The 25,068-nt window shown below is 41.3% G+C and carries 24 protein-coding genes and 1 pseudogene; 20 read left to right on the forward strand and 5 right to left on the reverse strand.

What is annotated here, in order from left to right:
- The first annotated feature begins 40 nt into the window (after nt 1-40).
- The 7 genes from ATE34_RS02225 (at nt 41) to ATE34_RS02255 (ending at nt 6,527) form a co-directional block, all read left to right on the forward strand.
- Entirely contained in the window at nt 41-865 is an 825-nt protein-coding gene (locus ATE34_RS02225) for an alpha/beta hydrolase (RefSeq protein WP_001016815.1), read from the forward strand.
- 20 nt (nt 866-885) lie between these two features.
- Nucleotides 886-1,626, forward strand: coding sequence for an esterase family protein (locus tag ATE34_RS02230; RefSeq protein WP_084910910.1), 741 nt, complete (start codon nt 886-888; stop codon nt 1,624-1,626).
- Nucleotides 1,627-1,638: 12 nt separating this feature from the next.
- On the forward strand, nt 1,639-2,805 hold the full coding sequence (locus ATE34_RS02235; protein WP_084910912.1) for an ATP-grasp domain-containing protein: 1,167 nt from the start codon (nt 1,639-1,641) through the stop codon (nt 2,803-2,805).
- Between the two features lie 158 nt (nt 2,806-2,963).
- Nucleotides 2,964-3,833 (forward strand): aquaglyceroporin Gla, encoded by an 870-nt coding sequence (gene gla / locus ATE34_RS02240; protein WP_084910914.1) that lies wholly within the window; start codon nt 2,964-2,966, stop codon nt 3,831-3,833.
- A gap of 122 nt (nt 3,834-3,955) precedes the next feature.
- A complete protein-coding gene (locus ATE34_RS02245; protein ID WP_084910917.1) occupies nt 3,956-4,681 on the forward strand; it encodes a CppA N-terminal domain-containing protein in 726 nt (241 codons plus the stop codon).
- Nucleotides 4,678-5,613, forward strand: a complete 936-nt coding sequence (locus ATE34_RS02250) for a serine hydrolase domain-containing protein (RefSeq protein ID WP_084910919.1) — start codon at nt 4,678-4,680, stop codon at nt 5,611-5,613. The genes ATE34_RS02245 and ATE34_RS02250 overlap by 4 nt, the downstream gene beginning before the upstream one ends.
- Nucleotides 5,614-5,621: 8 nt before the next feature.
- Nucleotides 5,622-6,527, forward strand: coding sequence for a DMT family transporter (locus tag ATE34_RS02255; protein ID WP_084910921.1), 906 nt, complete (start codon nt 5,622-5,624; stop codon nt 6,525-6,527).
- Nucleotides 6,528-6,571: 44 nt separating this feature from the next.
- Here the strand turns inward: ATE34_RS02255 and ATE34_RS02260 are convergent, their stop codons facing one another.
- Nucleotides 6,572-7,855, reverse strand: coding sequence for a uracil-xanthine permease family protein (locus ATE34_RS02260; RefSeq protein WP_162279571.1), 1,284 nt, complete (start codon nt 7,853-7,855; stop codon nt 6,572-6,574).
- Nucleotides 7,856-8,126: 271 nt separating this feature from the next.
- Nucleotides 8,127-8,840, reverse strand: coding sequence for a 16S rRNA (guanine(527)-N(7))-methyltransferase RsmG (gene rsmG, locus ATE34_RS02265; RefSeq protein WP_000801951.1), 714 nt, complete (start codon nt 8,838-8,840; stop codon nt 8,127-8,129).
- Nucleotides 8,841-8,933: 93 nt separating this feature from the next.
- Here rsmG and ATE34_RS02270 point away from each other — a divergent pair, with 93 nt between their 5' ends.
- The 6 genes and pseudogenes from ATE34_RS02270 (at nt 8,934) to ATE34_RS02295 (ending at nt 12,783) form a co-directional block, all read left to right on the forward strand.
- Nucleotides 8,934-9,494, forward strand: coding sequence for a LemA family protein (locus tag ATE34_RS02270; RefSeq protein ID WP_084910925.1), 561 nt, complete (start codon nt 8,934-8,936; stop codon nt 9,492-9,494).
- A 1-nt stretch (nt 9,495) separates the two neighbouring features.
- On the forward strand, nt 9,496-10,395 hold the full coding sequence (gene htpX, locus ATE34_RS02275) for a zinc metalloprotease HtpX (RefSeq protein ID WP_084910927.1): 900 nt from the start codon (nt 9,496-9,498) through the stop codon (nt 10,393-10,395).
- A gap of 60 nt (nt 10,396-10,455) precedes the next feature.
- Nucleotides 10,456-10,817, forward strand: a pseudogene (locus ATE34_RS02280) (RNA polymerase sigma factor).
- 115 nt (nt 10,818-10,932) lie between these two features.
- Nucleotides 10,933-11,313 (forward strand): GntR family transcriptional regulator, encoded by a 381-nt coding sequence (locus tag ATE34_RS02285; RefSeq protein ID WP_001025497.1) that lies wholly within the window; start codon nt 10,933-10,935, stop codon nt 11,311-11,313.
- Nucleotides 11,306-12,154, forward strand: coding sequence for an ABC transporter ATP-binding protein (locus ATE34_RS02290; RefSeq protein WP_000049613.1), 849 nt, complete (start codon nt 11,306-11,308; stop codon nt 12,152-12,154). The genes ATE34_RS02285 and ATE34_RS02290 overlap by 8 nt, the downstream gene beginning before the upstream one ends.
- Nucleotides 12,154-12,783, forward strand: coding sequence for an ABC-2 transporter permease (locus ATE34_RS02295; protein ID WP_000202415.1), 630 nt, complete (start codon nt 12,154-12,156; stop codon nt 12,781-12,783). Before ATE34_RS02290 ends, ATE34_RS02295 begins: the two co-directional genes overlap by 1 nt.
- Before the next feature lie 183 nt (nt 12,784-12,966).
- Here the strand turns inward: ATE34_RS02295 and ATE34_RS02300 are convergent, their stop codons facing one another.
- Nucleotides 12,967-14,526 carry an ATP-binding cassette domain-containing protein gene (locus ATE34_RS02300; protein ID WP_084910929.1) on the reverse strand — a complete coding sequence of 520 codons (1,560 nt, stop codon included), beginning with the start codon at nt 14,524-14,526 and terminating at the stop codon, nt 12,967-12,969.
- Between the two features lie 484 nt (nt 14,527-15,010).
- Nucleotides 15,011-15,340 carry a helicase BlpT gene (locus tag ATE34_RS02310; RefSeq protein WP_084910931.1) on the reverse strand — a complete coding sequence of 110 codons (330 nt, stop codon included), beginning with the start codon at nt 15,338-15,340 and terminating at the stop codon, nt 15,011-15,013.
- Between the two features lie 168 nt (nt 15,341-15,508).
- Between ATE34_RS02310 and ATE34_RS02315 the strand changes: the two genes are divergently transcribed.
- The 7 genes from ATE34_RS02315 to ATE34_RS02345 all read left to right on the forward strand — a co-directional run bounded on the left by ATE34_RS02315 (nt 15,509) and on the right by ATE34_RS02345 (nt 24,665).
- Nucleotides 15,509-16,051: a YceD family protein gene (locus ATE34_RS02315; protein WP_000773192.1), complete on the forward strand. Its 543-nt coding sequence runs from the start codon at nt 15,509-15,511 to the stop codon at nt 16,049-16,051.
- Complete coding sequence (gene nth, locus ATE34_RS02320; RefSeq protein ID WP_000244435.1) at nt 16,052-16,681, forward strand: endonuclease III; 630 nt, start codon at nt 16,052-16,054, stop codon at nt 16,679-16,681.
- Nucleotides 16,682-16,891: 210 nt separating this feature from the next.
- Nucleotides 16,892-17,413 (forward strand): bifunctional pyr operon transcriptional regulator/uracil phosphoribosyltransferase PyrR, encoded by a 522-nt coding sequence (pyrR, locus tag ATE34_RS02325; RefSeq protein ID WP_000850018.1) that lies wholly within the window; start codon nt 16,892-16,894, stop codon nt 17,411-17,413.
- Nucleotides 17,414-17,431: 18 nt separating this feature from the next.
- Nucleotides 17,432-18,355, forward strand: coding sequence for an aspartate carbamoyltransferase catalytic subunit (locus ATE34_RS02330; RefSeq protein WP_084910932.1), 924 nt, complete (start codon nt 17,432-17,434; stop codon nt 18,353-18,355).
- Between the two features lie 49 nt (nt 18,356-18,404).
- Nucleotides 18,405-19,484: a carbamoyl phosphate synthase small subunit gene (locus tag ATE34_RS02335; RefSeq protein ID WP_000166845.1), complete on the forward strand. Its 1,080-nt coding sequence runs from the start codon at nt 18,405-18,407 to the stop codon at nt 19,482-19,484.
- Between the two features lie 448 nt (nt 19,485-19,932).
- The gene (carB, locus tag ATE34_RS02340; protein ID WP_084910935.1) at nt 19,933-23,109 is read left to right on the forward strand and encodes a carbamoyl-phosphate synthase large subunit; all 3,177 of its coding nucleotides are present in this window, start codon (nt 19,933-19,935) and stop codon (nt 23,107-23,109) included.
- Between the two features lie 221 nt (nt 23,110-23,330).
- A complete protein-coding gene (locus tag ATE34_RS02345) occupies nt 23,331-24,665 on the forward strand; it encodes an Nramp family divalent metal transporter (RefSeq protein ID WP_084910937.1) in 1,335 nt (444 codons plus the stop codon).
- A 122-nt stretch (nt 24,666-24,787) separates the two neighbouring features.
- Here the strand turns inward: ATE34_RS02345 and ATE34_RS02350 are convergent, their stop codons facing one another.
- Nucleotides 24,788-25,030 carry a type B 50S ribosomal protein L31 gene (locus tag ATE34_RS02350; RefSeq protein WP_000710762.1) on the reverse strand — a complete coding sequence of 81 codons (243 nt, stop codon included), beginning with the start codon at nt 25,028-25,030 and terminating at the stop codon, nt 24,788-24,790.
- Between the last annotated feature and the right edge of the window lie 38 nt (nt 25,031-25,068).

A 25,068-nucleotide genomic window follows, 5' to 3' on the forward strand; every position in this document is an offset into this window, starting at 1 on the left:
ATAATGAGATAAAATTTTGAATATAGAGAGTTTTCTGACAATGAATCATTCCTACTTTTACTTAAAAATGAAAGAACACAAACTCAAGGTTCCTTATACAGGAAAAGAGCGTCGTGTGCGTGTTCTCCTGCCAAAGGATTATGAGAAAGATACAGACCGTTTTTACCCTGTTGTTTACTTTCATGATGGGCAAAATGTCTTTTACAGCAAGGAGTCTTATATCGGGCACTCTTGGAAGATTATTCCGGCTATTAAGAGAAATCCTGACATCAGTCGCATGATTGTTGTTGCTATTGATAATGATGGAATGGGACGGATGAATGAGTATGCAGCTTGGAAGTTTCAAGAATCTCCTATTCCGGGCCAGCAGTTTGGCGGTAAGGGTGTGGAGTATGCTGAGTTTGTCATGGAAGTGGTCAAGCCTTTTATCGATGAAACCTATCGTACCAAAGCTGATCGCCAGCATACTGCTATGATTGGTTCGTCTCTAGGAGGCAATATTACCCAGTTTATCGGACTGGAATACCAAGACCGAATTGGTTGTCTAGGAGTCTTTTCATCTGCCAACTGGCTCCACCAAGAAGCCTTTAACCGCTACATCGAGCGTAAGAAATTGTCGCCTGAACAGCGCATTTTCATTTATGTAGGAACAGAAGAAGCAGACGATACGGACAAGACCTTGATGGCTGGCAATATCAAGCAAGCCTATATCGACTCGTCGCTTCGCTATTACCATGATTTAATTGCAGGTGGAGTACACTTGGGTAATCTTGTCTTGAAAGTTCAGTCTGGTGCCATCCATAGTGAGATTCCATGGTCGGAAAATTTACCAGACTGTCTCCGATTTTTTGCAGAGAAATGGTAAGTTAAGAAAGGAGAAAGCCAATGCATATTGAAAACCTCAGCCACTGGAGTGGTCACCTCAACCGTGAAATGTACCTTAACCGTTATGGACACGCTGGGATTCCAGTTGTTGTTTTTGCTTCATCTGGTGGTAGTCACAACGAATACTATGATTTTGGCATGATTGATTCCTGTGCTTCCTTTATCGAAGAAGGCCGTGTTCAGTTCTTTACTCTCTCCAGCGTTGATAGTGAGAGCTGGTTGGCTACTTGGAAAAATGGTCATGACCAGGCGGAGATGCATCGCGCTTACGAACGCTATGTGATTGAGGAAGCCATTCCTTTTATCAAACATAAAACTGGTTGGTTTGACGGTATGATGACGACGGGTTGTTCGATGGGCGCCTACCATGCGCTCAACTTTTTCCTCCAACATCCAGATGTCTTTACCAAGGTGATTGCTCTCAGTGGTGTTTACGACGCGCGTTTCTTCGTTGGAGATTACTACAATGACGATGCCATTTATCAAAACTCACCAGTTGACTATATATGGAACCAGAATGATGCTTGGTTTATCGACCGCTACCGTCAGGCAGAAATTATAGTTTGTACCGGACTTGGTGCTTGGGAACACGATGGTTTGCCATCGTATTATAAGCTAAAAGAAGCCTTTGATCAAAAACAAATCCCTGCTTGGTTTGCAGAGTGGGGACATGATGTTGCCCATGACTGGGATTGGTGGCGCAAACAAATGCCCTACTTCCTCGGTCACCTGAATCTATAAAAGGAGTTGCCTATGAATTACCTTGTTATCTCTCCCTACTATCCACAAAATTTTCAGCAGTTTACGATTGAGCTAGCAAATAAGGGGATTACGGTGCTGGGTATCGGTCAAGAGCCCTATGAACAATTAGACGAGCCCTTGCGCAATAGCCTGACTGAGTACTTCCGTGTAGACAATCTTGAAAATTTGGACGAAGTCAAACGTGCGGTTGCTTTTCTTATTTACAAGCATGGTCCTATCGACCGTATCGAATCGCACAATGAATACTGGCTAGAGCTAGACGCAGCCCTACGGGAGCAGTTCAATGTCTTTGGTGCCAAACCCGATGACCTCAAAAAGACCAAGTTTAAATCTGAAATGAAGAAACATTTCCAAAAGGCAGGGGTACCTGTTGTTCCGGGAGCTGTGATTAAGACAGAAAATGATGTAGACCAGGCTGTGGAAACAATCGGTTTGCCATTGATTGCCAAACCAGATAATGGTGTGGGAGCAGCAGCAACCTTTAAACTTGAAGACCAAGCAGATGTGGATCGTTTCAAAGCAGAGTGGGATCATTCAACCGTTTATTTCTTTGAGAAATTTGTCACTTCCAGCGAAATCTGTACCTTTGATGGACTAGTGGACAAGGATGGTCAGATCGTATTTTCAACGACTTTCGATTATGCCCACACACCACTGGATCTCATGCTTTACAAGATGGATAATGCCTATTATGTCCTTAAGGATATGGATCCAAAATTGCGCAAGTACGGCGAAGCTATCGTCAAGGAATTTGGCATGAGGGAGCGTTTCTTCCATATCGAGTTCTTCCGTGAGGGAGACGATTATATCGCTATTGAGTATAATAACCGTCCGGCGGGTGGCTTTACGATTGATGTTTACAATTATGCCCACTCCTTTGATCTCTACCGAGGTTATGCAGCTATCGTAGCAGGAGAGCCCTTCCCTGTCTCTCAATTTGAACCTCTCTATTGCTTGGCGACGGCTCGACGTTTAAGTTCTCATTATGTTTACTCAGAAGAGGAGTTACTAGCTAAATATCAAGGAGGTTTTAAGGCTAGAAAAATCATGCCTGAAGCCTTTGCGGAGTTACAAGGAGATATCCTCTACATGCTGACGACTCCAAATCGCGAAGAATTGGATCAGATGTTAGCTGACTTTGGCCAACGTCAAGAATAAAATAAAAGGGTAAAAGGAGTTGCACTTCTTTTACCCTTTTCTTAAACATAAGTTAAATAAAGCGTTTTCCATAGATTCTTTTAGAAAATCTGTTGCTAAAAGGTCTAAAAATTGATAGAATAAGGATTGTCTAAAAAAATTGAAGGAGAATCTATCAAATGGATTTTACATGGGCTATTAAATATGCCACTGAATTTTTGGGAACTGCTATTTTGATCATTCTTGGTAATGGTGCAGTTGCTAACGTTGAACTTAAAGGTACGAAAGGTCACCAAAGTGGCTGGCTCGTTATCGCGGTTGGTTACGGTATGGGGGTTATGATCCCAGCCTTGATGTTCGGTAATGTATCTGGTAACCACATCAACCCAGCATTCACTCTTGGTCTTGCAGTTAGCGGACTTTTCCCTTGGGCTCAAGTAGTGCCATACATTATCGCACAAGTTTTGGGAGCAATCTTCGGACAAGCTTTGGTTGTTGCAACTCATCGTCCTTACTACTTGAAAACAGAGAATCCAAATAATATCTTGGGAACTTTCTCAACTATTTCTAATGTTGACCAAGGAACAAAAGAATCACGTTTCGCAGCAAGTGTAAATGGTTTTATCAATGAGTTTGTCGGTTCGTTTGTTCTGTTCTTTGCAGCCCTAGGAATGACTAAAAACTTTTTTGGTGCGGAAGTAATGCAATACATGAAGCAAATGGCAACGCAGGCTAATCAAACAGTTGACTTTTCTGAATTAGCTATTAAGGCTCAAATAGCACCACACACAGCAGCAGGTCTTTCAGTTGCTCATTTAGGACTTGGTTTCCTAGTAATGGCCTTGGTAACATCTCTTGGTGGTCCTACAGGACCAGGTTTGAACCCAGCCCGTGACTTGGGACCACGTCTCCTTCACGCTGTTCTTCCAAAATCAGTTCTTGGTCAACACAAGGGTGATTCAAAATGGTGGTATGCATGGGTACCAGTTGTAGCTCCAATCGCAGCGGGTATTGCAGCAGTAGCAGTATTCAAACTACTTTATCTATAATAAAAGAAACTGGGGAAACCCAGTTTTTTTACTGGAAATTTTTGCAAAAAATTCTAGAATTTAAGTAGAATAGCTTGTAAAAAATCTTAAAATCCTTTAAAATAAAAGAGTTGGAGGAATTTATGAGTGTGAATGAGATTGTTCGGATCATTCCGACTGTGAAAGTTAATAACCGAAAATTAAATGAAAAATTTTACATTGAAACCCTAGGGATGAAACCCTTGTTAGAAGAGTCGGCCTTTCTTTCCTTGGGAGACCAGACAGGTACGGAGAGGTTGATTCTAGAAGAAGCTCCGAGCATGCGAACACGCAGAGTTGAAGGAGTTAAGAAGTTAGCTAGACTCTTGGTAAAAGTTGAGAATCCTTCTGAAATCGAGGACCTTCTTTCACAGATGAAGTCCCTTCCTCGCCTATTTAAAGGAAGCTGTGGTTATGCTTTTGAGATTGTTTCTCCTGAACAGGATGTGATCCTTGTTCATGCGGAAAATCATATTGAAGACTTAGTTCCGCTAGATACGATTCCTGAATTTTATTCAAATAAAAGTATAAAATACTTGAGTCAATTTGAGGTTTCTATGGAGTTGCGTTTGCCTGAGGGGACAGAGAGCTTACTTGATCCTGAAGGAGTAGCGCAAGCAGTCACCTTTACTAAAGGGCAAGGGCCAGATTTGGCTGTTGAAAACAATGTCACTTGGGACCTGACGATGTTGAAATTTTTAGTAAGAAATTTTGATCTAACCAGTCTTCGTCAGAAATTTGAAAAGACAGGCTACTTTGTCCCTAAGTCTGAAAAATTCTTCCTGGGTAAAGATACTAATAACATTGAATTGTGGTTTGAAGAAGCATGAAGTTGGAAAAAATTCTAAGAAAAATAGAAAATCAAATCGAGGCAGGGGTCTATCCCGGGGCCTCTTTTGTGTATTATAAGGATGGTGAATGGAGAGAGTCTTATCTGGGCTTGAGTGATCCTGAGAAAGGTTTGAAAACAGAGTCAGGGTTAGTCTATGACTTAGCCAGTGTGAGTAAGGTTGTGGGAGTAGGGACAGTCTTTACCTTCTTGTGGCAGCAGGGCAAATTCGATATTGATCGACCGGTGACGGATTTTTTACCGGAGTGTGATTATCCTGATATCACTATACGGCAACTTCTGACCCATGCCACAGACTTAGACCCCTTTATTCCAAATCGGGATCTCTTGACTGCCCCTGAATTAAAAGAAGCCATGTTTCACCTCAACAGACGAAATCAGCCAGTCTTCTTATACTCGGATGTCCACTTTTTACTCTTGGGTTTTCTTTTGGAAACAGTCTTTAACCAAGACCTGAATCAGATTATAGAAGAGCAAGTTTTGGAACCATGGGGAATGAAGGAAACCATGTTTGGCCCCGTTGAGCGAGCTGTTCCAACAGTGAGAGGAGTAGAGGCTGGAAAGATCCACGATCCCAAAGCCCGTCTTTTAGGCAAACATGCTGGGAGTGCAGGTCTGTTTTCAACTGTTAAGGATTTGCAAATCTTTCTGGAACATTACTTGAAAGATGATTTTGCAGCAGATTTGAGCCGAAATTTCTCTCCTTTAGATGATAAGGAGCGTTCCCTAGCCTGGAATCTGGAAGGAGCTTGGCTCGACCATACGGGTTATACAGGTACCTTTATTATGTGGAATCGGGAGAAGCAGGAAGCTGCCATCTTTCTGTCCAATCGAACGTATGAAAAGGATGAGCGTGCCCAGTGGATAGTTGACCGAAATCAAGTGATGGAAATGATTCGTCAAGAGGAGTAGGGAGAAGCATGTCAAAAACCGTAAAAGGAACTCTGTATACAGTAGTGGCAGGGATTGCTTGGGGTTTGTCTGGAACCAGTGGCCAATACCTGATGGCACACGGGATTTCTGCTCTAGTCTTGACCAATCTGCGGCTTATCATTGCAGGTTTGGCACTGGTAGTCTTATCCTATATGACTGCAAAGGATAAACTCTATGCTTTTTTAAAAGACAGAAAAAGTCTTTTATCTATGCTGTTGTTTGCCTTGTTTGGACTTTTCTTAAACCAGTTTGCCTATCTTTCTGCCATTCAGGAAACCAATGCTGGCACGGCGACAGTTCTCCAGTATGTATGCCCCGTTGGGATCTTGGTTTATACTTGTATCAAGGACAAGGTGGCGCCTACTCTGGCTGAGATTATTTCGATTGGTTTAGCAATTGGAGGAACGTTTCTTATCGCGACGCATGGGGAACTTGACCAGTTGTCTGTCACACCTGCTGGTCTTTTCTGGGGCCTCTTTTCTGCCCTAACCTATGCCCTCTATATTATCCTTCCCATCGCTTTGATTAAGAAGTGGGGCAGTATTTTGGTGATTGGTGTCGGGATGGTTATTTCTGGTGTAGTGGCTATTCCTTTCACAGGAGTCTTACAGGCCAGCATACCGACCAGCTTGGATTTTCTCTTTGCATTTGCTGGGATTATCATCATCGGAACTGTCTTTGCTTATACAGCTTTTCTAAAAGGAGCTAGTCTGATAGGCCCTGTTAAGTCTAGTTTATTAGCTTCCATAGAGCCAATTTCTGCCGTTTTCTTTGCCTTTCTGATTATGAAGGAACAGTTTTATGCGATTGATTTTGTCGGCATGGCCATGATTTTACTAGCCGTGACCATTATTTCTTTGAAAGATTTACTGCTGGAAATAAAGAGTAAGTAATTAAAAAATCCACTCAATCGAGTGGATTTTGTGTGTATAGATGATTAGTCTTTATTTTCGTGTGGCAAAATCAAGTTTAAGATAATTCCTGTCATGGCTGATAGAGCAGTACCTGAAAGTGTAACTGGGCCAAGTTTGAGGATGGCTCCACCAAGTCCAAGTACCAACATGGCACTAGCAATGATGAGGTTACGCATTTGACTGAAGTCAACGCGCTCTTTAATCAAAACTTTTAGACCGTTGCTGGCGATAACTCCGTAGAGAAGGATGGACATGCCACCAAGCACAGCACTTGGGATTGTTGAGATCAAGGCAGTGAATTTACCAAGGAAGCTAAGTGCAATGGCGATGAAGGCCGCGTTACGGATAACAGAGACAGAAGCGATACGAGTCATCCCGATAACCCCTGTATTTTCGCCGTAGGTCGTATTAGCTGGTCCACCGAGGAAGGCTGATACAGATGTCGCGATACCGTCACCGAGAAGAGTACGGTGAAGTCCTGGTTCTTTCAGGAATTGACGGCCACAGATTTGGCTCAAAACTGTGTGGTCTCCGATGTGTTCTGAAATTGTTACAATAGCGATTGGCAAGATGGCGATTGTTTCAGGACCGAAGTACAAGTTGTACTCTTTAAAGGCTCCACCTGTACTAAATGGCAAGTAGAAACCAGGAATTTCAAACCAGTTGGCTTGAAGGACTGGGGTAAAGTCAACCAAACCAAGAAGCATTGCGAAAATGTACCCACCAATGATGGCGAAGAGGAAAGGAATGATACGAAGGAAACCTTTTCCTTTTGTATTGATAAAGGCTGCAATCAAGAACGTAACAACGGCTACAAGGGCATTTTTCCAGTTTCCATCTGCTACAAGTCCAGCATTCGTTACAGCAGAACCAGCAAGACCAAGACCGATAACGATAATCATAGGTCCGATAATGATTGGGGGCAAGAGTTTGTCAATCCATTTCGTACCTGCAAAACGAACACTTGTCGCTACAAGAACATAGACTAAACCAGTCAGGATAACCCCAGTTTGAGCGGCAGATACATCGCCTCCCATTTCTTTCATGGCTAAAGACATAGCTGTGATAAAGGCGAATGAAGAACCTAGATAAACTGGAACCTTAAAGCCAGTAGAAATCATGTAGATAAGTGTTCCAATACCGGAAGCAAAGAGAGCAACCGACACGGGCATTCCCAAAATTAAGGGAACGAGAATGGTTGCACCAAACATGGCAAACACGTGCTGGAAGCTTAGAAGAATACCTTTACCAGCAGAAGGACGTTGATCAACGTCTAGTAACAAGTCAACAGTTGATTCCTGTTTCATAAAAACCTCACTTTTGGGCACCAAAAAAGAGCCCATTATTTTGCAGCAATAGGCCCTCAGAGTAAGACTTTTTAAAAAATAGCTATCTTTTAAAAATTTATATAAATCTGCGCCTTCGTCACCTCACAGGATGACATTAAAAACCTTTGCTTAGGATAGTATAGCAGAAAAAATTCGTTTTGTAAACGAATTTTTCCCGAGCCCATAAATGCGAGAGAGAGGCAGATTTTGTAAATTGTTTTATGAACTTTAAACAAGGGCACACCATTGTTTAAAGCGGGCGTTTATTGGGCATGCCAGGCTTTCTTGGGTACTTGTTAGGCGTCTCCTTTTTCTTTTCGACCACAGTGATGTAGCGCGGATCTCCATTTGGTAGGGCATAGCTGAGGTTGTCCTCTACCTTGCTAAAGAGGAGATTGAGGGCATTCTTGGCTTCTAGCAATTCTTCAGGAGCATTGCTGGCCTTGAGTGCCAAGAGTTTTCCGCCGACTTTAAGATAAGGAATGGTCAGCTCAGACAAAACCTGCATACGGGCAACCGCACGAGCCGTCACCACATCAAACTGGGCACGGAAGTTCTTGTCTTGAGCAAAGTCTTCTGCCCGTCCATGGTAGAAGTGAACTCCGTCCAAATTCAGCTCTTGAGCCAATAGTTGGAGGAAGTTGATGCGCTTATTTAGCGAATCAATGATGGTCACATCTAACTGAGGATAGAGGATTTTCATAGGAAGACTAGGAAATCCTGCCCCAGCTCCGATATCAAGAAGTTTGATATTCTCATTTTGGATCAAGCCTTGCAGAATAGGTGCAATCGAATCATAAAAATGTTTGAGATAAACTTCTTCTTTATCTGTAATAGCGGTCAGGTTAATCTTTTCATTCCACTCGACTAAGAGTTCAAAATAGCGTTCAAATTGATTCTTTTGCTGGTCCGAAAGTGGAAGATTTTGCTCAGCTAGTAGGCTGTAAAATGTTTCTGGTTTCATAGTAGTTTCCTTCTCTAGTATCATCTTATTTTACCATATTCGTTAAAATTTTGATATACTGGTAGTAATCTAAAAGCAGAAAGGAATAAGATTATGACTTGGATTATTCTTGGAGTTTTGGCTCTGATTGTTATTTTTGTGATTGTTAGCTATAACGGTTTGGTTAAAAATCGTATGCAGACCAAGGAGGCTTGGAGCCAGATAGATGTTCAGTTGAAGCGTCGTAATGATCTCCTCCCAAACTTGATTGAAACAGTCAAAGGCTATGCGAAATATGAAGGTTCTACCTTGGAAAAAGTGACAGAACTTCGTAGACAAGTAGCCGCAGCAACTTCACCGGCAGAAGCTATGGAGGCCAGTGATGCCCTTACCCGCCAGATTTCTGGTATCTTTGCAGTAGCAGAGAATTACCCAGACTTGAAAGCTAGTGCTAACTTTATCAAATTGCAAGAAGAGTTGACCAATACAGAAAATAAAATTTCATACTCACGCCAACTCTACAACAGTGTTGTCAGCAACTACAATGTAAAACTTGAAAGTTTCCCAAGTAACATCATCGCAGGACTATTTGGCTTTAAAGCTGCAGACTTCCTTCAAACACCTGAAGAGGAAAAGGCAGTTCCTAAAGTTGACTTTAGCGGATTAGGTGACTAAGATGTTGTTTGATCAAATTGCGAGCAATAAACGAAAAACTTGGATTTTGTTGCTGGTTTTCTTCCTACTCTTGGCCTTGGTTGGTTATGCGGTTGGCTATCTCTTCATGCGCTCAGGTATTGGGGGCATGATTATTGCCTTGATTATTGGTCTTATCTACGCTCTGACCATGATCTTTCAATCGACAGAGATTGTCATGTCTATGAATGGGGCGCGTGAGGTTGATGAGCAAACAGCTCCAGACCTCTACCATGTAGTAGAAGATATGGCTATGGTGGCTCAGATTCCCATGCCGCGTGTTTTCATCATTGAGGATTCATCTTTAAATGCCTTTGCAACAGGTTCAAACCCGCAGAATGCAGCAGTCGCAGCCACTTCGGGTCTCTTAGCTATCATGAATCGTGAGGAGTTAGAAGCTGTTATGGGCCATGAAGTCAGTCATATCCGGAACTACGATATCCGCATTTCGACTATTGCTGTAGCGCTTGCTAGTGCCATTACCCTTCTGTCTAGTATGGCAGGACGGATGATGTGGTGGGGTGGCGCTGGTCGCAGACGGAGCGATAATGATCGTGATGGAAATGGTTTGGAGATTATCATGCTTGTTATCTCTCTCTTAGCCATTGTTCTAGCACCTCTCGCAGCAACCTTGGTGCAATTAGCCATTTCCCGTCAGAGGGAATTTTTGGCGGATGCATCCAGTGTGGAGCTGACTCGCAATCCTCAAGGGATGATCAATGCTTTGCGCAAGTTGGACAATAGCGAGCCAATGCATCACCATGTAGATGATGCCAGCAGCGCTCTGTATATCAATGATCCCAAGAAAGGTGGCGGACTCCAAAAACTATTTTACACCCACCCACCTATCTCAGAACGAATTGAGCGTTTGAAACATATGTAGAAAAAATGGCTCTTTGTCAACTGTAGTGGGTTGAAGAAAAGCTAAAATAAGCTCCATAATATCCATAGGGGATTTACCCACTACAAATATTATAGAGCCGAAAAATATTTGAAGCAGGTGGATAGAAGAAATCACCTGCTTTTTTCTCGTCTTTTGAAAATGATGGACATTTTGAGGATAGTATAGTTGATGAGGGTTTTGATGTAGATAAAAACGTTCAGACACAGAGGATGATTGAGGCAGTGCGAGATGCACTATCAAAATTAAATGATGAAGAAAGAGAAATCATTGATAGACTTTATTTCAATGATGAAACTATTCGTTTGGTGGCTGAAATGAAAAAAATATCTCATCCAGCTCTCATAAAGAGAAGAAATAAGATATTGGAAAAGCTAAGAGAGTTGCTGAAAGAATTTAGATAGTAATGAGAAGAAGCGGGAAAAAATTTTTGTCTGCTTCTTTTTAGATATTGCAATGTTTTAACTGTTATGCTATAATAATAACAGTTAAAACACAAATAACAGTAGGGGGTTGATGATGAATATACAGATAAATAATTCCAGTGATGAACCAATATATCTGCAAATAAAAAATCAAATTAAAGCACAAATCATTTCTGGAGATTTGAAAGTGGGAGAACAACTACCTTCGATAAGATTCTTAGCGAAAGAAATAAGAGTAAGTATGTTAACTGCAAAAAGAGCTTTTGATGAATTAGAGTTAGACGGGTTTATAAATTCGGTACAAGGAAAAGGTAATTTTGTTGCAGCACAAAATAAAGAACTAATTCGAGAAGAATACTTAAAGAAAATTGAATCGAAGCTTCAAGAAGTAGTTGAACTTTCAGAAATTGCAGATGTATCCAGTGATGAATTGATAAAAATGTTAAAGAGTTATGTGGAGGGTGAATATGAGTAAATATGCTATTGAAATTAAAGATTTAGTAAAAACATTTGACAGTTTTAAACTAGGACCGGTAAATCTTACTATTCCGAAAGGAACAATAGTTGGATATATCGGACAGAATGGAGCTGGTAAAAGTACAACTATAAAATTGTTACTTGGGCTTTTAAGAAAAGACTCTGGCGATATAAGACTTTTAGATGAGGAAAATCCTAATAGTGTTGAACTGAAAGATAAACTTGGAGTGGTATTTGATGATTTGTTAGTGCCGGAAGAAATGACATTAATCGATGTTGAAAAGTTTTGTCATAGAGTTTATTCAAAATGGGATAAAAAGCAGTTTTATGGATTCGTTGAAAAATTCAATTTACCACATAAAAAGATGATTAAAAACTATTCTCGTGGTATGAAAATGAAACTTTCAATGGCTGTTGCTTTATCTCACAATGCTGAACTTTTGATTTTAGATGAAGCAACAAGTGGGCTTGACCCAATTGTAAGAGAGGAAATCTTGGATTTGTTATTAGATTTTATGCAAGATGAAAATCATACAATTCTTATTTCTTCCCATATTTTATCTGACTTAGAAAAAGTGGCAGATTACATTGCTTTTATTCACAATGGAAAAATCTTATTTATGGAAACAAAAGATGAGTTAAAAGAAAACTACGGTATATGTACTTTATCCAATGAAGAAGTAAATAACATTGATGAAGAAGCCATTGTAGGAAGAAGAATACATTCTTTTGGGCAAGAGTTACTTGTTAAAAAGAGTCTTGTACCTGATGGTATCAAGTTACAAAAACCGTCAATTGAGGATATTATGATTTACTTTGTGAAAGGAGTGAGACAATAATGACATCATTAATTTTGAAAGATATAGCAACTTTAAAAAAGACATTATTATTAACGGTTACTATCAGTATTGCACTGGCTGTATATGGAATTTATGAAAATGAATTGTTTATGGTTCCGTTAATATGTGTAATGATTCCGCTCATACTTACTGCAATCGCCTTTGGCTATGATACAAAATCAAATTTCGAACAGTTTGCATTTTCGATGCCAATAAAAAAGAGCAGTTATGTGTTGAGCAAGTTTTTCTTTGCATTTGCCTTTGGTTTGGTTGGTTCAATCTGCATTTTTGTACTGTTGATGACAAAAAATCAAATGTCATTGGATAATATAGTGTTTATTGCTTTAATTACATTAGCTGCTAGTATACTTATGTCTGCCATTCAATTACCATTTATTCTTAAATATGGTGCTGAAAAGGGTAGACTCATTATGGTAATCACTTATTTCTTAATATTTGCTTTATCAACACTGTTAAAAGAAAAGTCAAATTTTCTTGCAGAACTAATGGAGATTTTTAGTAAGAATTCTATATCAATGATTTGCTTAGGAATTTTAGTTGTAAGCATATTAATCATAGGGCTTGCAGTAAAATTGTCCGTTATGATTATGGAGAAAAAAGAATACTAGTTATAAATTATTTAATTTGTAGTTAAGTGGCAGAGATGGAAAAACAATTTTTTCCTTAATTGTCAAGTCAAGTGCAACAAAGTTGTTCTTCTGATTAAGTGAGTATCTTTCAAGCTGTTTGAGTTAGCTCAAACAGCACAAAGAATCCAGAGTTCGCCTCTGGATTTTTGCTATGTTCAAAAGTTATAAATCTTGTAAATCAACGACTTCCAAACCTTCCTCTGTCAAACGATAGATACTCGTACAAATCTCTTTTAAGAAACGTCTGTCATGCGAAACAGTGACCAGACCACCTGGATAAGAGGCAAAGAGTTTTCTGATTTCGGGTTGGGAAGTGGGAGAGAAATTTCGTGTGGGTTCATCCAGAATGAGAAAGTTTGGTTTGCGCAGAACTAAATCCAATAGAAGTAGTTTGCCTTGTTGCCCACCAGATAAGGAACGGATTTGGTGTTGCATCTCTGGATAACTGAAATTGAGACTGGCTAAGTGGGATTGGATTTTCTGTAATTCCTCTTTTTGCCCTGTCTGGCTGAGAAAGGCTACTGGCGATAGATCCAATTCCAGTTTTTTGTGGTAATCTTGTGGCATATAACCAAGCGAAATTTCTCTTTTGTCGCTTAGGAGTTGTTGCAACTTGGCTAACAGAGTCGATTTTCCAACACCATTGGGCCCGATAATACCGATTTTATCTTGACCACGGATAGTTAGTTGTAACTCCTGAGCTAAAATGCGCTCGCCAATGGACAAATTTTCCTTTTCCAGTTGGACTAAAACTTTAGAAGCCGGTAATGGTTGGATATCTGAAAAGAAAAGTTGGATTTGCTCCTCTTCAAGTGGCTTTTGTGTCATGGACTGAGCTGCCTTTTCGTAGCGTTTTTCTTGAGAAAGAACAGTTTTCATCTTTTTAGCCAGTAGGCGCCCAGCAACATCATTTTTAGTATTTCGCAAAGCATTTTCTACATTCTGCTTAACGCGACGATGTTTTTCCATGGTTTTATCATGGGCTCGTTGGTCGTTAGCAGCTTGCTGGCTTTGTCTGGCAAAAATAGCCTTTCTCTGCTCACTATAGCGATCATAGTCTAAATGCTCGACTAGCGTTTCTGCTTCTTTCCGATGCTTGACCAGTCGCAAGTGGACAATAGTATCCGCAGTTTGAGAAAGAAAGTCTTCATCATGGGAAATGAAAATAACAGTTTGCCTAATCTTTCGAATTTGACCTTTTAGCCAATCAATCGTTTCAAGGTCTAAGTCATTTGAAGGTTCATCTAAAAATAGAATCTCAAAAGGCTTTGCCAACTCATGGATGAGTTGAACTTTCAAAGCTTCGCCCCCTGATAGACTGCCAATTTCTTGGTCGCTAGCAAAACGGTCGCTATCAAAGTGCAACTCCTCCGCCAAACGATAAAGAATACTGTAGTCTAAATCAGCAGAATCCAAAAAGAAGTAGTCATGTAGAGTTTTCTTTTTCAGGTCCTCAGCTAGTTTTTGAGGAATGTAGGCCAGTGATTGAAGGTCAGACTGAATGTCGCCCTTGATAGTAAAATCAGGTAATGCTTCCCCCATTAAAGCTCGTAGTAAAGTCGATTTACCATTTCCTTCTTCACCAATAATAGCAACCTTTTCTCCGTCTTGGATAGTCATGGTTAGGTCAGATACAAGATCTCGTAGATCTTTGTTTTGCGTGATGGTTAGATGATTGATTTTTATCATATTGTTGCCCTTTCTAGAATGTCCATAGTGCATAACAAAAAGCTCTACTTTATCTAGTAGAGCCCAAAGTCACTGTCAAAACTCTATTATCCTCGTTGAAAAGCTTGTCAAACTAGCTTGAAGCTGCCTAACCCAACCCAAGAGGAGCATAGCTTTCTAGTTTTTTGATTTTCAATGGGGACAAGATACTAGAAAATCTAGTATAAAAAGAGCACACAAAAAGAGACAAAAACAAGATCTACTAAATAAAGGTTCTTTATTTGATAGACTTAGTTGTTCATGTCTCCCTTACCTCCGAGTATTAGTACCTCTATCCTATACTTTTGAGGAAATTTTGTCAATAGAAAACAGGAAATTCTAGTTTTTATACTCAATGAAAATCTAAGGGCAAACTAGGAAGCGATCCGAAGACTGCTCAAAGCACAGCTTTGAGGTTGCAGATAGAGCTGACGAAGTCAGTAACCCATACCAACGGCAAGGCGAAGCTGACGTGGTTTGAAGAGATTTTCGAAAAGTATCAGAATCCAAAAACAGGTCCATAGAGAGTTAGTACGTGTTTGACGTGCTCGTAATGGAACTTGTCATAGTTGCGCCAAGCAGTTCGAGCTTGATCGTTCAGTTTTAGGCTACCAAGTCCAATCAATAGACTGGTACGTTGGTAAAATTTCTCAAGGTCGATTAAGAGACTGTTGTCAAGCTTTTCCGCTTTTTTAAGTTCCTTGAGAGTGCTGTTCAGCTGTTCTTGTAGACGGAAATCATCGGCTGTACCTTGTTTGCAACTTTGGTAGCTTTTATTTAACTCGGAAAGGAGTTGGTAAGCTTCGTTAATCAGTGCTTTGTCTTCTATATGAGCATCCTCCTTGCTCTGATGTATTCTTGCCTATAGTATAGCACTAATCAGAAAATATGCCATAGTAAATATGTTAAAAAATGAAATTTTAATATCAAAGTTTGGGAGGCTGACTTATAGCCTTTTCATGGTATAATCAAGTGAGTACATCTTTATGGAGGAAATATGAAGTTAAATATTCAAGAAATTCGTAAGCAGCCTGAAGGTCTACACTTTGAACAAGCTTTAGACCTGGCAGCAGACTTGCGTAAACGAAATCAAGAGATTTTAGATGTCAAAGATATCCTTGCTGTGGGGAAGGTGCAGTACGAAGACCGTCTGTATTTCTTAGACTATCAGTTGTCATATACCATTGTCCTTGCTTCCAGCCGCAGTATGGAGCCAGTTGAGTTGGCAGAATCTTATCCAGTGACAGAGGTTTTCATGGAAGGCGCAACCAACCAACTAGATCAGGAAGTTTTAGACGATGACTTGGTCCTACCTATCGAAAATGGGGAAATCGACCTTGCTGAGAGCGTAGCAGATAATATCTTGCTCAATATTCCAATCAAGGTCTTGACGGCAGAAGAAGAGGCGGGCCAAGGTTTTGTGTCAGGGAATGACTGGCAAATCATGACTGAGGAAGAATACCAGGCCCAACAAGCAGTCAAGAAAGAAGAAAATAGTCCTTTTGCAGGTTTACAAGGACTATTTAATGGAGACGAGTAGATGGTTTTATCCAAGAAACGTGCCCGTCATGTCATAGAGGAAATTATTGCCCTTTTTCCAGATGCTAAGCCTAGTCTTGATTTTACTAATCATTTTGAACTACTGGTTGCAGTGATGTTGTCAGCCCAGACCACAGATGCCGCAGTAAATAAGGCCACACCAGGCCTCTTTGCAGCCTTTCCAACGCCTCAAGCCATGTCTGTCGCGACTGAAAGTGAAATTGCCTCACATATTTCCCGTCTAGGACTGTATCGAAATAAGGCTAAATTTCTTAAAAAATGTGCCCAACAGTTACTAGACGATTTTGATGGTCAAGTGCCTCAGACTAGAGAGGAATTAGAAAGTCTAGCTGGTGTTGGTCGTAAAACAGCAAATGTAGTACTGAGTGTGGGGTTTGGAATTCCTGCTTTTGCAGTGGACACCCATGTGGAGCGTATCTGTAAGCATCACGATATCGTTAAAAAATCAGCTACGCCACTTGAAGTAGAAAAACGTGTCATGGACGTTCTACCACCAGAAGAGTGGTTAGCAGCCCACCAGGCCATGATTTACTTTGGACGAGCTATTTGCCATCCCAAAAATCCAGAATGTGACCACTATCCCCAATTATATGATTTTAGTAATGTTTGAGGGGGCTCTGAAAAAGTTTTTGCTTGATTTTAAGGGGGCTTTGTGCTATATTAAATGATAACTAAATATTCCTTTAAACCTGTCCCGTGAGGCAGGCAAGGAGCGCGATAAAGTAGAAGGGTGAAGTCTATACTGTTTCCAGTAAGGCTCGCTTAGCTATACATTTCAAGTCTCCTTGTTTAAGGAGACTTTTCTTTTTGGAGGTTTGTCATGAAGACAAAAGAAGTTGTAGACGAATTGACTGTCAAACGAGCGATTACGCGAATTACTTATGAGATTATTGAGCGCAATAAAGATTTGAATAAGATTATCCTAGCTGGGATAAAAACGCGTGGTGTTTTCATCGCTCATCGTATCAAAGAACGCTTGGAGCAGTTGGAAAATATCACTGTTCCTGTTGTGGAATTGGACACCAAACCTTTCCGTGATGATGTTAAAAGCGGAGAAGATACTTCTTTGATTTCTGTTGATGTGACAGACCGTGAAGTTATCTTGGTGGATGATGTGCTTTATACAGGTCGTACCATCCGTGCTGCTATCGATAACATTGTCGGACATGGTCGTCCTGCGCGCGTGAGTCTTGCGGTGCTAGTAGATCGTGGACATAGAGAATTGCCAATCCGTCCAGATTACGTTGGGAAAAATATCCCAACCAGCCGTTCTGAAGAGATCATCGTAGAGATGACAGAACTTGATGGCCAAGACAGAGTTCTGATTACTGAAGAAGCTTAGAAAGCTGAAGGAGTAGCCATGTCAGAAAATCAACAAGCATTGAACCATGTGGTTTCCATGGAAGACCTCACTGTTGATCAAGTGATGAAATTGATCAAACGAGGGATTGAGTTTAAAAATGGAGCCCAGCTTCCTTATGAAGACCATCCGATTGTTTCCAATCTTTTCTTTGAAGATTCTACACGGACGCATAAATCTTTTGAAGTGGCAGAGATTAAGCTAGGGCTGGAGCGACTGGACTTTGATGTGAAGACCAGCTCAGTAAACAAGGGTGAGACACTGTATGACACAATCCTAACCTTGTCTGCGCTTGGTGTAGATGTCTGCGTGATTCGCCACCCAGAGGTCGATTATTACAAAGAATTGATTACGAGTCCAACCATTACGACTTCCATTATCAATGGTGGAGATGGTTCAGGTCAACACCCTAGTCAGAGCCTGCTTGATTTGATGACCATTTATGAGGAATTTGGTCACTTTGAGGGTCTCAAGCTTGCTATTGCAGGTGACTTGGATCATTCACGTGTTGCCAAATCCAATATGCAAATTTTGAAACGCTTGGGAGCTGAACTTTTCTTTGCAGGACCTGAGGAATGGAGAAGTCAAGAGTTTGCGGACTATGGACAGTTTGTAACTATTGATGAGATTGTTGATCAGGTGGATGTTTTGATGTTGCTCCGCGTTCAACATGAACGCCATGATAGTGGTGCAGTCTTTTCAAAAGAAGACTACCATGCCCAACACGGCTTGAACCAAGAACGCTATAATCGCTTAAAAGAAGAAGCCATTATTATGCATCCGGCTCCAGTGAATCGCGATGTGGAAATTGCTGACCACTTGGTTGAAGCGCCAAAATCACGCATTGTCCAACAAATGACTAACGGTGTCTTTGTTCGAATGGCAATCTTAGAATCCGTATTGGCGAGTAGAAACGCCAACTAAAACACAGGACGTTAAAAGACGCCAGTGAGCGTCCACGAGAGGTGAAAATATGACAAAAAGACTTCTAGTATTAGAAGATGGCACAGTTTTTGAAGGCAAGGCCTTCGGAGCAGATATTGATGTAACAGGCGAAATCGTCTTTAACACAGGGATGACCGGCTACCAAGAGTCCATTACAGACCAGTCTTATAATGGACAAATCTTGACCTTTACTTATCCTTTGGTGGGAAATTATGGAATTAATCGTGATGATTACGAATCCATTATTCCGACTTGTAAGGGAGTTGTCGTTTTTGAAGAAGCACGTCGAGCTAGCAACTGGCGCAACCAAATGACCTTGGATGAATTTTTGAAAGCCAAGAAAATTCCAGGGATTTCAGGAATTGATACGCGTGCACTTACCAAGATTATTCGTAAGCACGGTACTATGCGTGCAACCTTGACTCATGTTGGAGACAGTATGGACCATGTGACGGACCAGCTTCAAGCAACAGTCCTGCCGACAGACAATATCAAGCAGGTTTCTACTAAAACATCCTATCCAGCTCCTGGAGTTGGTTTGAGCGTGGTGCTAGTGGATTTTGGTCTTAAGCACTCAATTTTACGTGAACTTTCCAAACGCAACTGTAACGTGACCGTCGTTCCATATTCAACAACAGCGGAAGAAATTCTCCACCTCAATCCTGACGGAGTTATGTTGTCAAATGGTCCAGGTAACCCAGAAGATGTTCCAGAAGCACTGGACATGATTCGTGGTGTGCAAGGGAAAATTCCAATTTTCGGAATTTGTATGGGACACCAACTCTTTGCCATGGCAAATGGGGCTAAGACCTACAAGATGAAATTTGGTCACCGCGGATTTAACCACGCGGTACGTGAGATTGCTACAGGCCGTATAGACTTCACTAGCCAGAACCACGGTTATGCAGTTAGCCGTGAGGACTTGCCAGATCATTTGATCATTACCCACGAAGAAATCAATGATAAATCAGTTGAAGGAGTTCGCCACAGATACCAACCAGGTTTTTCTGTACAATTCCACCCAGACGCAGCTCCTGGTCCACACGACGCAAGCTACCTATTTGATGAATTTATCGAGATGATGGAAGCCTTTAAACAATCAAACTAAGAACGAGTAAAATCTCGTCGGAGAATTTATGTAACTGAACACGGACGGAAAGCTCGGAATTTAGAGAAACCGACTTGGATTGTCAATCCTTCCTTGGTTTCCTAAAATTCAATCGCTTTCTATTCGTCCTTTATATCTTATTTAATGTCGCTCTGTGAGGCGACGAATAGAAAGGCAGGGTGTTTCTTTTAGTCGCTATCGGGCGAACTAAAAACTCCCTGCACTAGATTTTTTATCGAAAAATATCGTTTCTCTAAAAAATCGTCGGAGAATTTATTTAATGGCAACCCGAGAGTTGCCGAATAGAAAGGAGAAGGGTGGTCCGTATTTGCTGAACTGAATACGGGCTACGGACGGTGCTAAAAAGATAGTTATTCCTAGAACTGATAGTTCTTCGTCATAACTCCTATTTTAGCTTTGTCCGCTTGACGCCCTTAATATCTTATAAATGCCTAAACGTACTGATATTCAAAAAATTATGGTGATTGGTTCTGGTCCGATTATTATTGGTCAGGCTGCTGAGTTTGACTACGCGGGGACCCAGGCCTGCTTGTCTTTGAAAGAAGAAGGTTATGAAGTTGTCTTGGTAAACTCAAACCCTGCCACCATCATGACGGACAAGGAGATTGCGGACAAGGTCTACATCGAACCGATTACACTCGAGTTTGTGACACGTATTCTCCGTAAGGAACGTCCAGATGCTTTGCTTCCAACTCTTGGTGGTCAAACAGGGCTCAATATGGCCATGGAATTATCTAAAAACGGTATTCTAGATGAGCTTGGTGTCGAACTTCTGGGTACTAAATTATCGGCCATCGACCAAGCTGAGGACCGTGACCTCTTTAAACAATTGATGGAAGAGCTTGAGCAACCCATCCCTGAATCTGAAATTGTCAACACAGTAGAAGAAGCTGTTGCCTTTGCGGCATCAATCGGCTATCCTGTTATCGTTCGTCCAGCCTTTACCCTTGGTGGTACTGGTGGTGGTATGTGTGCCAACGAGGAAGAATTGCGTGAAATCGCTGAAAATGGGTTGAAACTGTCACCTGTTACCCAATGTTTGATTGAACGTTCAATCGCAGGTTTCAAAGAAATCGAATACGAGGTTATGCGAGACTCAGCTGACAATGCTTTGGTTGTTTGTAACATGGAAAACTTTGACCCAGTTGGGATTCATACAGGGGATTCTATCGTATTTGCTCCTGCGCAAACCATGTCAGACTATGAAAACCAAATGCTACGTGACGCGAGCTTGAGCATTATCCGCGCCCTCAAGATTGAAGGTGGGTGTAACGTTCAGCTGGCCCTTGATCCGCATAGCTTCAAGTACTATGTTATCGAAGTAAACCCTCGTGTATCGCGTTCGTCAGCTCTTGCTTCTAAGGCGACGGGTTATCCGATTGCCAAATTGGCTGCCAAGATTGCCGTTGGTTTGACTCTGGATGAGGTCATCAACCCAGTTACAGGTTCAACTTATGCTATGTTTGAACCAGCTCTTGACTACGTCGTTGCTAAGATTCCACGTTTCCCATTTGACAAGTTTGAAAAAGGTGAGCGCCGTCTTGGGACACAGATGAAGGCCACTGGAGAAGTCATGGCTATCGGTCGAAACATCGAAGAATCTCTCCTTAAGGCCTGTCGCTCCCTTGAAATTGGGGTGCACCACAATGAAATGCCTGAACTTGCAGCAGTTTCTGATGATGCCTTGATTGAAAAAGTTGTTAAAGCCCAAGATGACCGTCTCTTCTACGTATCAGAAGCCATTCGCCGTGGCTATACTCCAGAAGAAATTGCTGAATTGACTAAGATTGATATCTTCTATCTGGATAAACTCTTGCACATCTTTGAAATTGAGCAGGAATTGGGTGCCCATCCACAAGATTTAGAAGTTTTGAAAACAGCTAAACTCAATGGTTTCTCAGACCGTAAGATTGCGGAGCTTTGGGAAACGACTGCCGACCAAGTTCGCCAACTTCGCTTGGAAAACAAGATTGTCCCAGTTTACAAGATGGTCGATACTTGTGCGGCAGAATTTGACTCTGAAACACCATATTTCTATTCAACTTATGGATGGGAAAATGAGTCTATCAAGTCTGATAAGGAATCCGTCCTAGTCCTAGGTTCAGGTCCAATCCGTATCGGACAAGGGGTTGAGTTTGACTATGCAACAGTTCACTCGGTGAAGGCTATCCAGGCAGCTGGTTATGAGGCCATCATCATGAACTCAAACCCAGAGACTGTTTCAACCGACTTCTCGGTATCTGATAAGCTCTACTTTGAGCCATTAACTTTTGAAGATGTTATGAATGTTATTGACTTGGAGCAACCAAAAGGGGTTATCGTTCAGTTCGGTGGTCAAACAGCCATCAACCTTGCGGAGCCATTGGCAAAAGCAGGGGTGACTATCCTTGGTACGCAAGTCGCTGACTTAGACCGTGCCGAAGACCGCGACCTCTTCGAGCAAGCTCTTAAAGACTTGGATATTCCACAGCCACCAGGACAAACGGCTACCAATGAAGAAGAAGCAGTGCTTGCAGCTCGCAAGATTGGCTTCCCAGTCTTAGTTCGCCCATCTTATGTCTTGGGTGGACGTGCTATGGAAATCGTTGAAAATGAGGAAGACCTCCGTTCTTACATGCGTACCGCTGTTAAGGCTAGTCCAGATCACCCTGTTCTTGTTGACTCTTACATCGTTGGGCAAGAGTGTGAAGTTGATGCCATCTCAGACGGAGAAAATGTCCTTATCCCTGGTATCATGGAGCATATCGAACGTGCCGGTGTCCACTCAGGTGACTCAATGGCCGTTTACCCACCACAAACCTTGTCTCAAAAGGTGCAGGAAACCATCGCAGACTATACCAAACGCCTAGCAATCGGTCTTAATTGTCTTGGGATGATGAACATCCAGTTTGTCATCAAGGACGAAAAAGTCTATGTTATTGAGGTCAATCCACGTGCCAGCCGTACGGTGCCATTCCTTTCTAAGGTAACTAATATTCCTATGGCTCAGGTAGCGACTAAGCTCATTCTTGGTCAAAGTCTTGAAGAACTTGGCTACCAAGATGGCCTTTATCCAGAAAGCACTCGCGTTCATATCAAGGCGCCTGTCTTCTCCTTTACGAAACTAGCTAAGGTAGATAGCTTGCTCGGTCCTGAAATGAAGTCAACAGGTGAAGTCATGGGTTCTGATACTACTCTTGAAAAAGCTCTCTATAAGGCCTTTGAAGCTTCTTATCTTCACTTACCAACCTTCGGGAATGTTGTATTCACTATTGCAGATGATGCTAAAGATGAAGCCTTGGACTTGGCTCGCCGTTTCCAAAATATTGGCTATGGTATCCTCGCAACAGAAGGGACAGCAACCTTCTTTGCCAGTCATGGACTAGAAGCCCAACCTGTTGGTAAGATTGGTGACGATGAACAGGATATCCCAAGCTATGTCCGTAAAGGAAAAATCCAAGCGATCATCAATACTGTCGGAACCAAACGAACTGCTGACGAAGATGGTGAGCAAATCCGTCGTTCAGCCATTGAACACGGTGTGCCACTCTTTACAGCCCTAGATACAGCTAATGCCATGCTTAAGGTGCTTGAAAGCCGTAGTTTTGTCACAGAAGCGATCTAGTTGAGAAATATTTTTCACAGTTTTAAAGCCAGCGTCAAAAAACTCTGGCTTTTACAATACTGATATTGTTTATTTCAACTATCATTTCTTTTATTAGGAATCATTCTAAAATGTGATATAATAAGGGTGAATTGGAAATAGGTAAACTATTTTCATCATTCTTTCAAAAAAATATTCTATTAAGAAATATGTAAAGACAGATTAGAAAGTGGGAAATCCCTATGTCCTCTTATGAAAAAGTCTCTCTTTCTGAGATCAATCAATCTATTGAGACTCCAAATAACAATCATTTTTGGCAAAATCTAAAAGCATTCTTAGGACCTGGTGCACTTGTGGCAGTTGGCTACATGGATCCTGGAAATTGGATCACCAGTGTGGTTGGTGGCGCCTCCTACAAGTACAGCCTTTTATTTGTTATTTTAATTTCATCCATCATCGCCATGCAGCTACAACAGATGACTGGGAAGCTCGGTATCGTGACTAGGATGGACCTAGCACAGGCAACAGCTCATCATGCTCCCAAGTGGCTTCGCTATAGTTTGTGGGTGATTTTAGAATTAGCTTTAATGGCGACAGACTTGGCTGAGGTTCTAGGTTCAGCGATTGCCTTAAATCTTTTGTTTAAAATACCGATTATGGTCGCTATCCTCCTAACCGTTTTAGATGTATTTTTGTTACTTTTATTGATGAAATTTGGTTTCAAAAAAATTGAATCTATTGTTACGACCCTTATTTTAACCATATTAGCCATCTTTACCTATCTTGTGGCCTTATCCAATCCAAGTATCCAGGGGATCATTGGTGGTTATTTGCCAACTTCAACTTTATTTGAAACACCGTTACCGGGTCATGAAAGTCAATTGACCTTGGCTCTAGGGATTGTAGGAGCGACAGTCATGCCCCATAATCTCTATCTCCATTCCTCTCTATCCCAAACAAGGAAAATCAATCACAAAGATAAGAAGGATGTTCGAAAAGCAGTTCGCTTTATGACCTGGGATTCAAATCTTCAGTTGTCCCTAGCCTTTATTGTCAATTCCTTACTTCTCATTTTAGGTGCCTCCCTCTTTTTTGGTCATGCATCTGAAATTTCAGCTTTCTCCCAAATGTACAATGCTTTACAGGATTCGACAATAGCAGGAGCGATAGCCAGCTCAACCTTGTCAACTTTATTTGCTCTAGCCCTCTTAGCAAGTGGTCAAAATTCGACCATTACAGGCACTTTGACAGGACAGATTGTCATGGAAGGTTTCTTACATCTAAGATTGCCTCAGTGGCTTATCCGTATCGGTACCCGTATTTTTGCCTTGCTACCTGTGATTATAGTCGCCGTTTTATTTGGGTATCAAGAAAAAACCTTGGATCAGTTATTGGTCTATTCACAGGTCTTTCTTTCAATCGCTCTTCCGTTTTCAATTTTCCCCTTGATTTATCTAACCTCTAAAAAGTCACTGATGGGAGAATTCACCAATGCCAAGTGGAACACAATCTTAGGTTACGCAGTTTCCATTATCTTAACCATTCTTAATATCAAACTTCTTTTTGATATTTTTTAAACTTGTTCAAATTAGTTTTCGGTACTAGCTTGAAGCTTGATATTGAGATAATAGTAGTGGTTGGTTCATTAAAACATAAAAAGAAGTAAAAAAAAGAACAGTGGTAACTGTTCTTTTTATGATTATTTGAGACCGTATTTTTTGTTGAAACGATCCACGCGTCCATCTGCTTGAGTGAACTTTTGACGTCCAGTGTAGAATGGGTGTGAGTCTGATGAAATTTCCACACGGATCAATGGGTAAGTTTCGCCTTCGAACTCAACAGTTTCGTTAGAGCGTTTTGTTGAACCGCTAAGGAATTTGTAACCAGTAGTTGTGTCCATGAAGACAACTGGGCGATATTCTGGATGGATATCTTTTTTCATTTTGCAATATTTCCTTTCTGCCATGGTCTCTTTGCGAG

It is taken from the genome of Streptococcus oralis subsp. tigurinus (assembly GCF_002093545.1).
GTDB classification, from domain to species: Bacteria; Bacillota; Bacilli; order Lactobacillales; family Streptococcaceae; genus Streptococcus; species Streptococcus oralis_C.

What these genes read in the sequence shown, in the direction of transcription:
- nth (WP_000244435.1), top strand. Translation starts at nt 16,052, where the DNA reads ATGGTTTTATCCAAGAAACGTGCCCGTCATGTCATAGAGGAAATTATT.
- ATE34_RS02230 (WP_084910910.1), top strand. Translation starts at nt 886, where the DNA reads ATGCATATTGAAAACCTCAGCCACTGGAGTGGTCACCTCAACCGTGAA.
- rsmG (WP_000801951.1), bottom strand. Translation starts at nt 8,840, where the DNA reads ATGAAACCAGAAACATTTTACAGCCTACTAGCTGAGCAAAATCTTCCA.
- ATE34_RS02290 (WP_000049613.1), top strand. Translation starts at nt 11,306, where the DNA reads ATGAGTAAATATGCTATTGAAATTAAAGATTTAGTAAAAACATTTGAC.
- ATE34_RS02250 (WP_084910919.1), top strand. Translation starts at nt 4,678, where the DNA reads ATGAAGTTGGAAAAAATTCTAAGAAAAATAGAAAATCAAATCGAGGCA.
- ATE34_RS02335 (WP_000166845.1), top strand. Translation starts at nt 18,405, where the DNA reads ATGACAAAAAGACTTCTAGTATTAGAAGATGGCACAGTTTTTGAAGGC.
- ATE34_RS02255 (WP_084910921.1), top strand. Translation starts at nt 5,622, where the DNA reads ATGTCAAAAACCGTAAAAGGAACTCTGTATACAGTAGTGGCAGGGATT.
- pyrR (WP_000850018.1), top strand. Translation starts at nt 16,892, where the DNA reads ATGAAGACAAAAGAAGTTGTAGACGAATTGACTGTCAAACGAGCGATT.
- ATE34_RS02270 (WP_084910925.1), top strand. Translation starts at nt 8,934, where the DNA reads ATGACTTGGATTATTCTTGGAGTTTTGGCTCTGATTGTTATTTTTGTG.
- gla (WP_084910914.1), top strand. Translation starts at nt 2,964, where the DNA reads ATGGATTTTACATGGGCTATTAAATATGCCACTGAATTTTTGGGAACT.
- ATE34_RS02225 (WP_001016815.1), top strand. Translation starts at nt 41, where the DNA reads ATGAATCATTCCTACTTTTACTTAAAAATGAAAGAACACAAACTCAAG.
- ATE34_RS02285 (WP_001025497.1), top strand. Translation starts at nt 10,933, where the DNA reads ATGAATATACAGATAAATAATTCCAGTGATGAACCAATATATCTGCAA.
- ATE34_RS02260 (WP_162279571.1), bottom strand. Translation starts at nt 7,855, where the DNA reads ATGAAACAGGAATCAACTGTTGACTTGTTACTAGACGTTGATCAACGT.
- ATE34_RS02235 (WP_084910912.1), top strand. Translation starts at nt 1,639, where the DNA reads ATGAATTACCTTGTTATCTCTCCCTACTATCCACAAAATTTTCAGCAG.
- htpX (WP_084910927.1), top strand. Translation starts at nt 9,496, where the DNA reads ATGTTGTTTGATCAAATTGCGAGCAATAAACGAAAAACTTGGATTTTG.
- ATE34_RS02330 (WP_084910932.1), top strand. Translation starts at nt 17,432, where the DNA reads ATGTCAGAAAATCAACAAGCATTGAACCATGTGGTTTCCATGGAAGAC.
- ATE34_RS02345 (WP_084910937.1), top strand. Translation starts at nt 23,331, where the DNA reads ATGTCCTCTTATGAAAAAGTCTCTCTTTCTGAGATCAATCAATCTATT.
- ATE34_RS02245 (WP_084910917.1), top strand. Translation starts at nt 3,956, where the DNA reads ATGAGTGTGAATGAGATTGTTCGGATCATTCCGACTGTGAAAGTTAAT.
- ATE34_RS02295 (WP_000202415.1), top strand. Translation starts at nt 12,154, where the DNA reads ATGACATCATTAATTTTGAAAGATATAGCAACTTTAAAAAAGACATTA.
- ATE34_RS02315 (WP_000773192.1), top strand. Translation starts at nt 15,509, where the DNA reads ATGAAGTTAAATATTCAAGAAATTCGTAAGCAGCCTGAAGGTCTACAC.
- ATE34_RS02350 (WP_000710762.1), bottom strand. Translation starts at nt 25,030, where the DNA reads ATGAAAAAAGATATCCATCCAGAATATCGCCCAGTTGTCTTCATGGAC.
- ATE34_RS02300 (WP_084910929.1), bottom strand. Translation starts at nt 14,526, where the DNA reads ATGCACTATGGACATTCTAGAAAGGGCAACAATATGATAAAAATCAAT.
- carB (WP_084910935.1), top strand. Translation starts at nt 19,933, where the DNA reads ATGCCTAAACGTACTGATATTCAAAAAATTATGGTGATTGGTTCTGGT.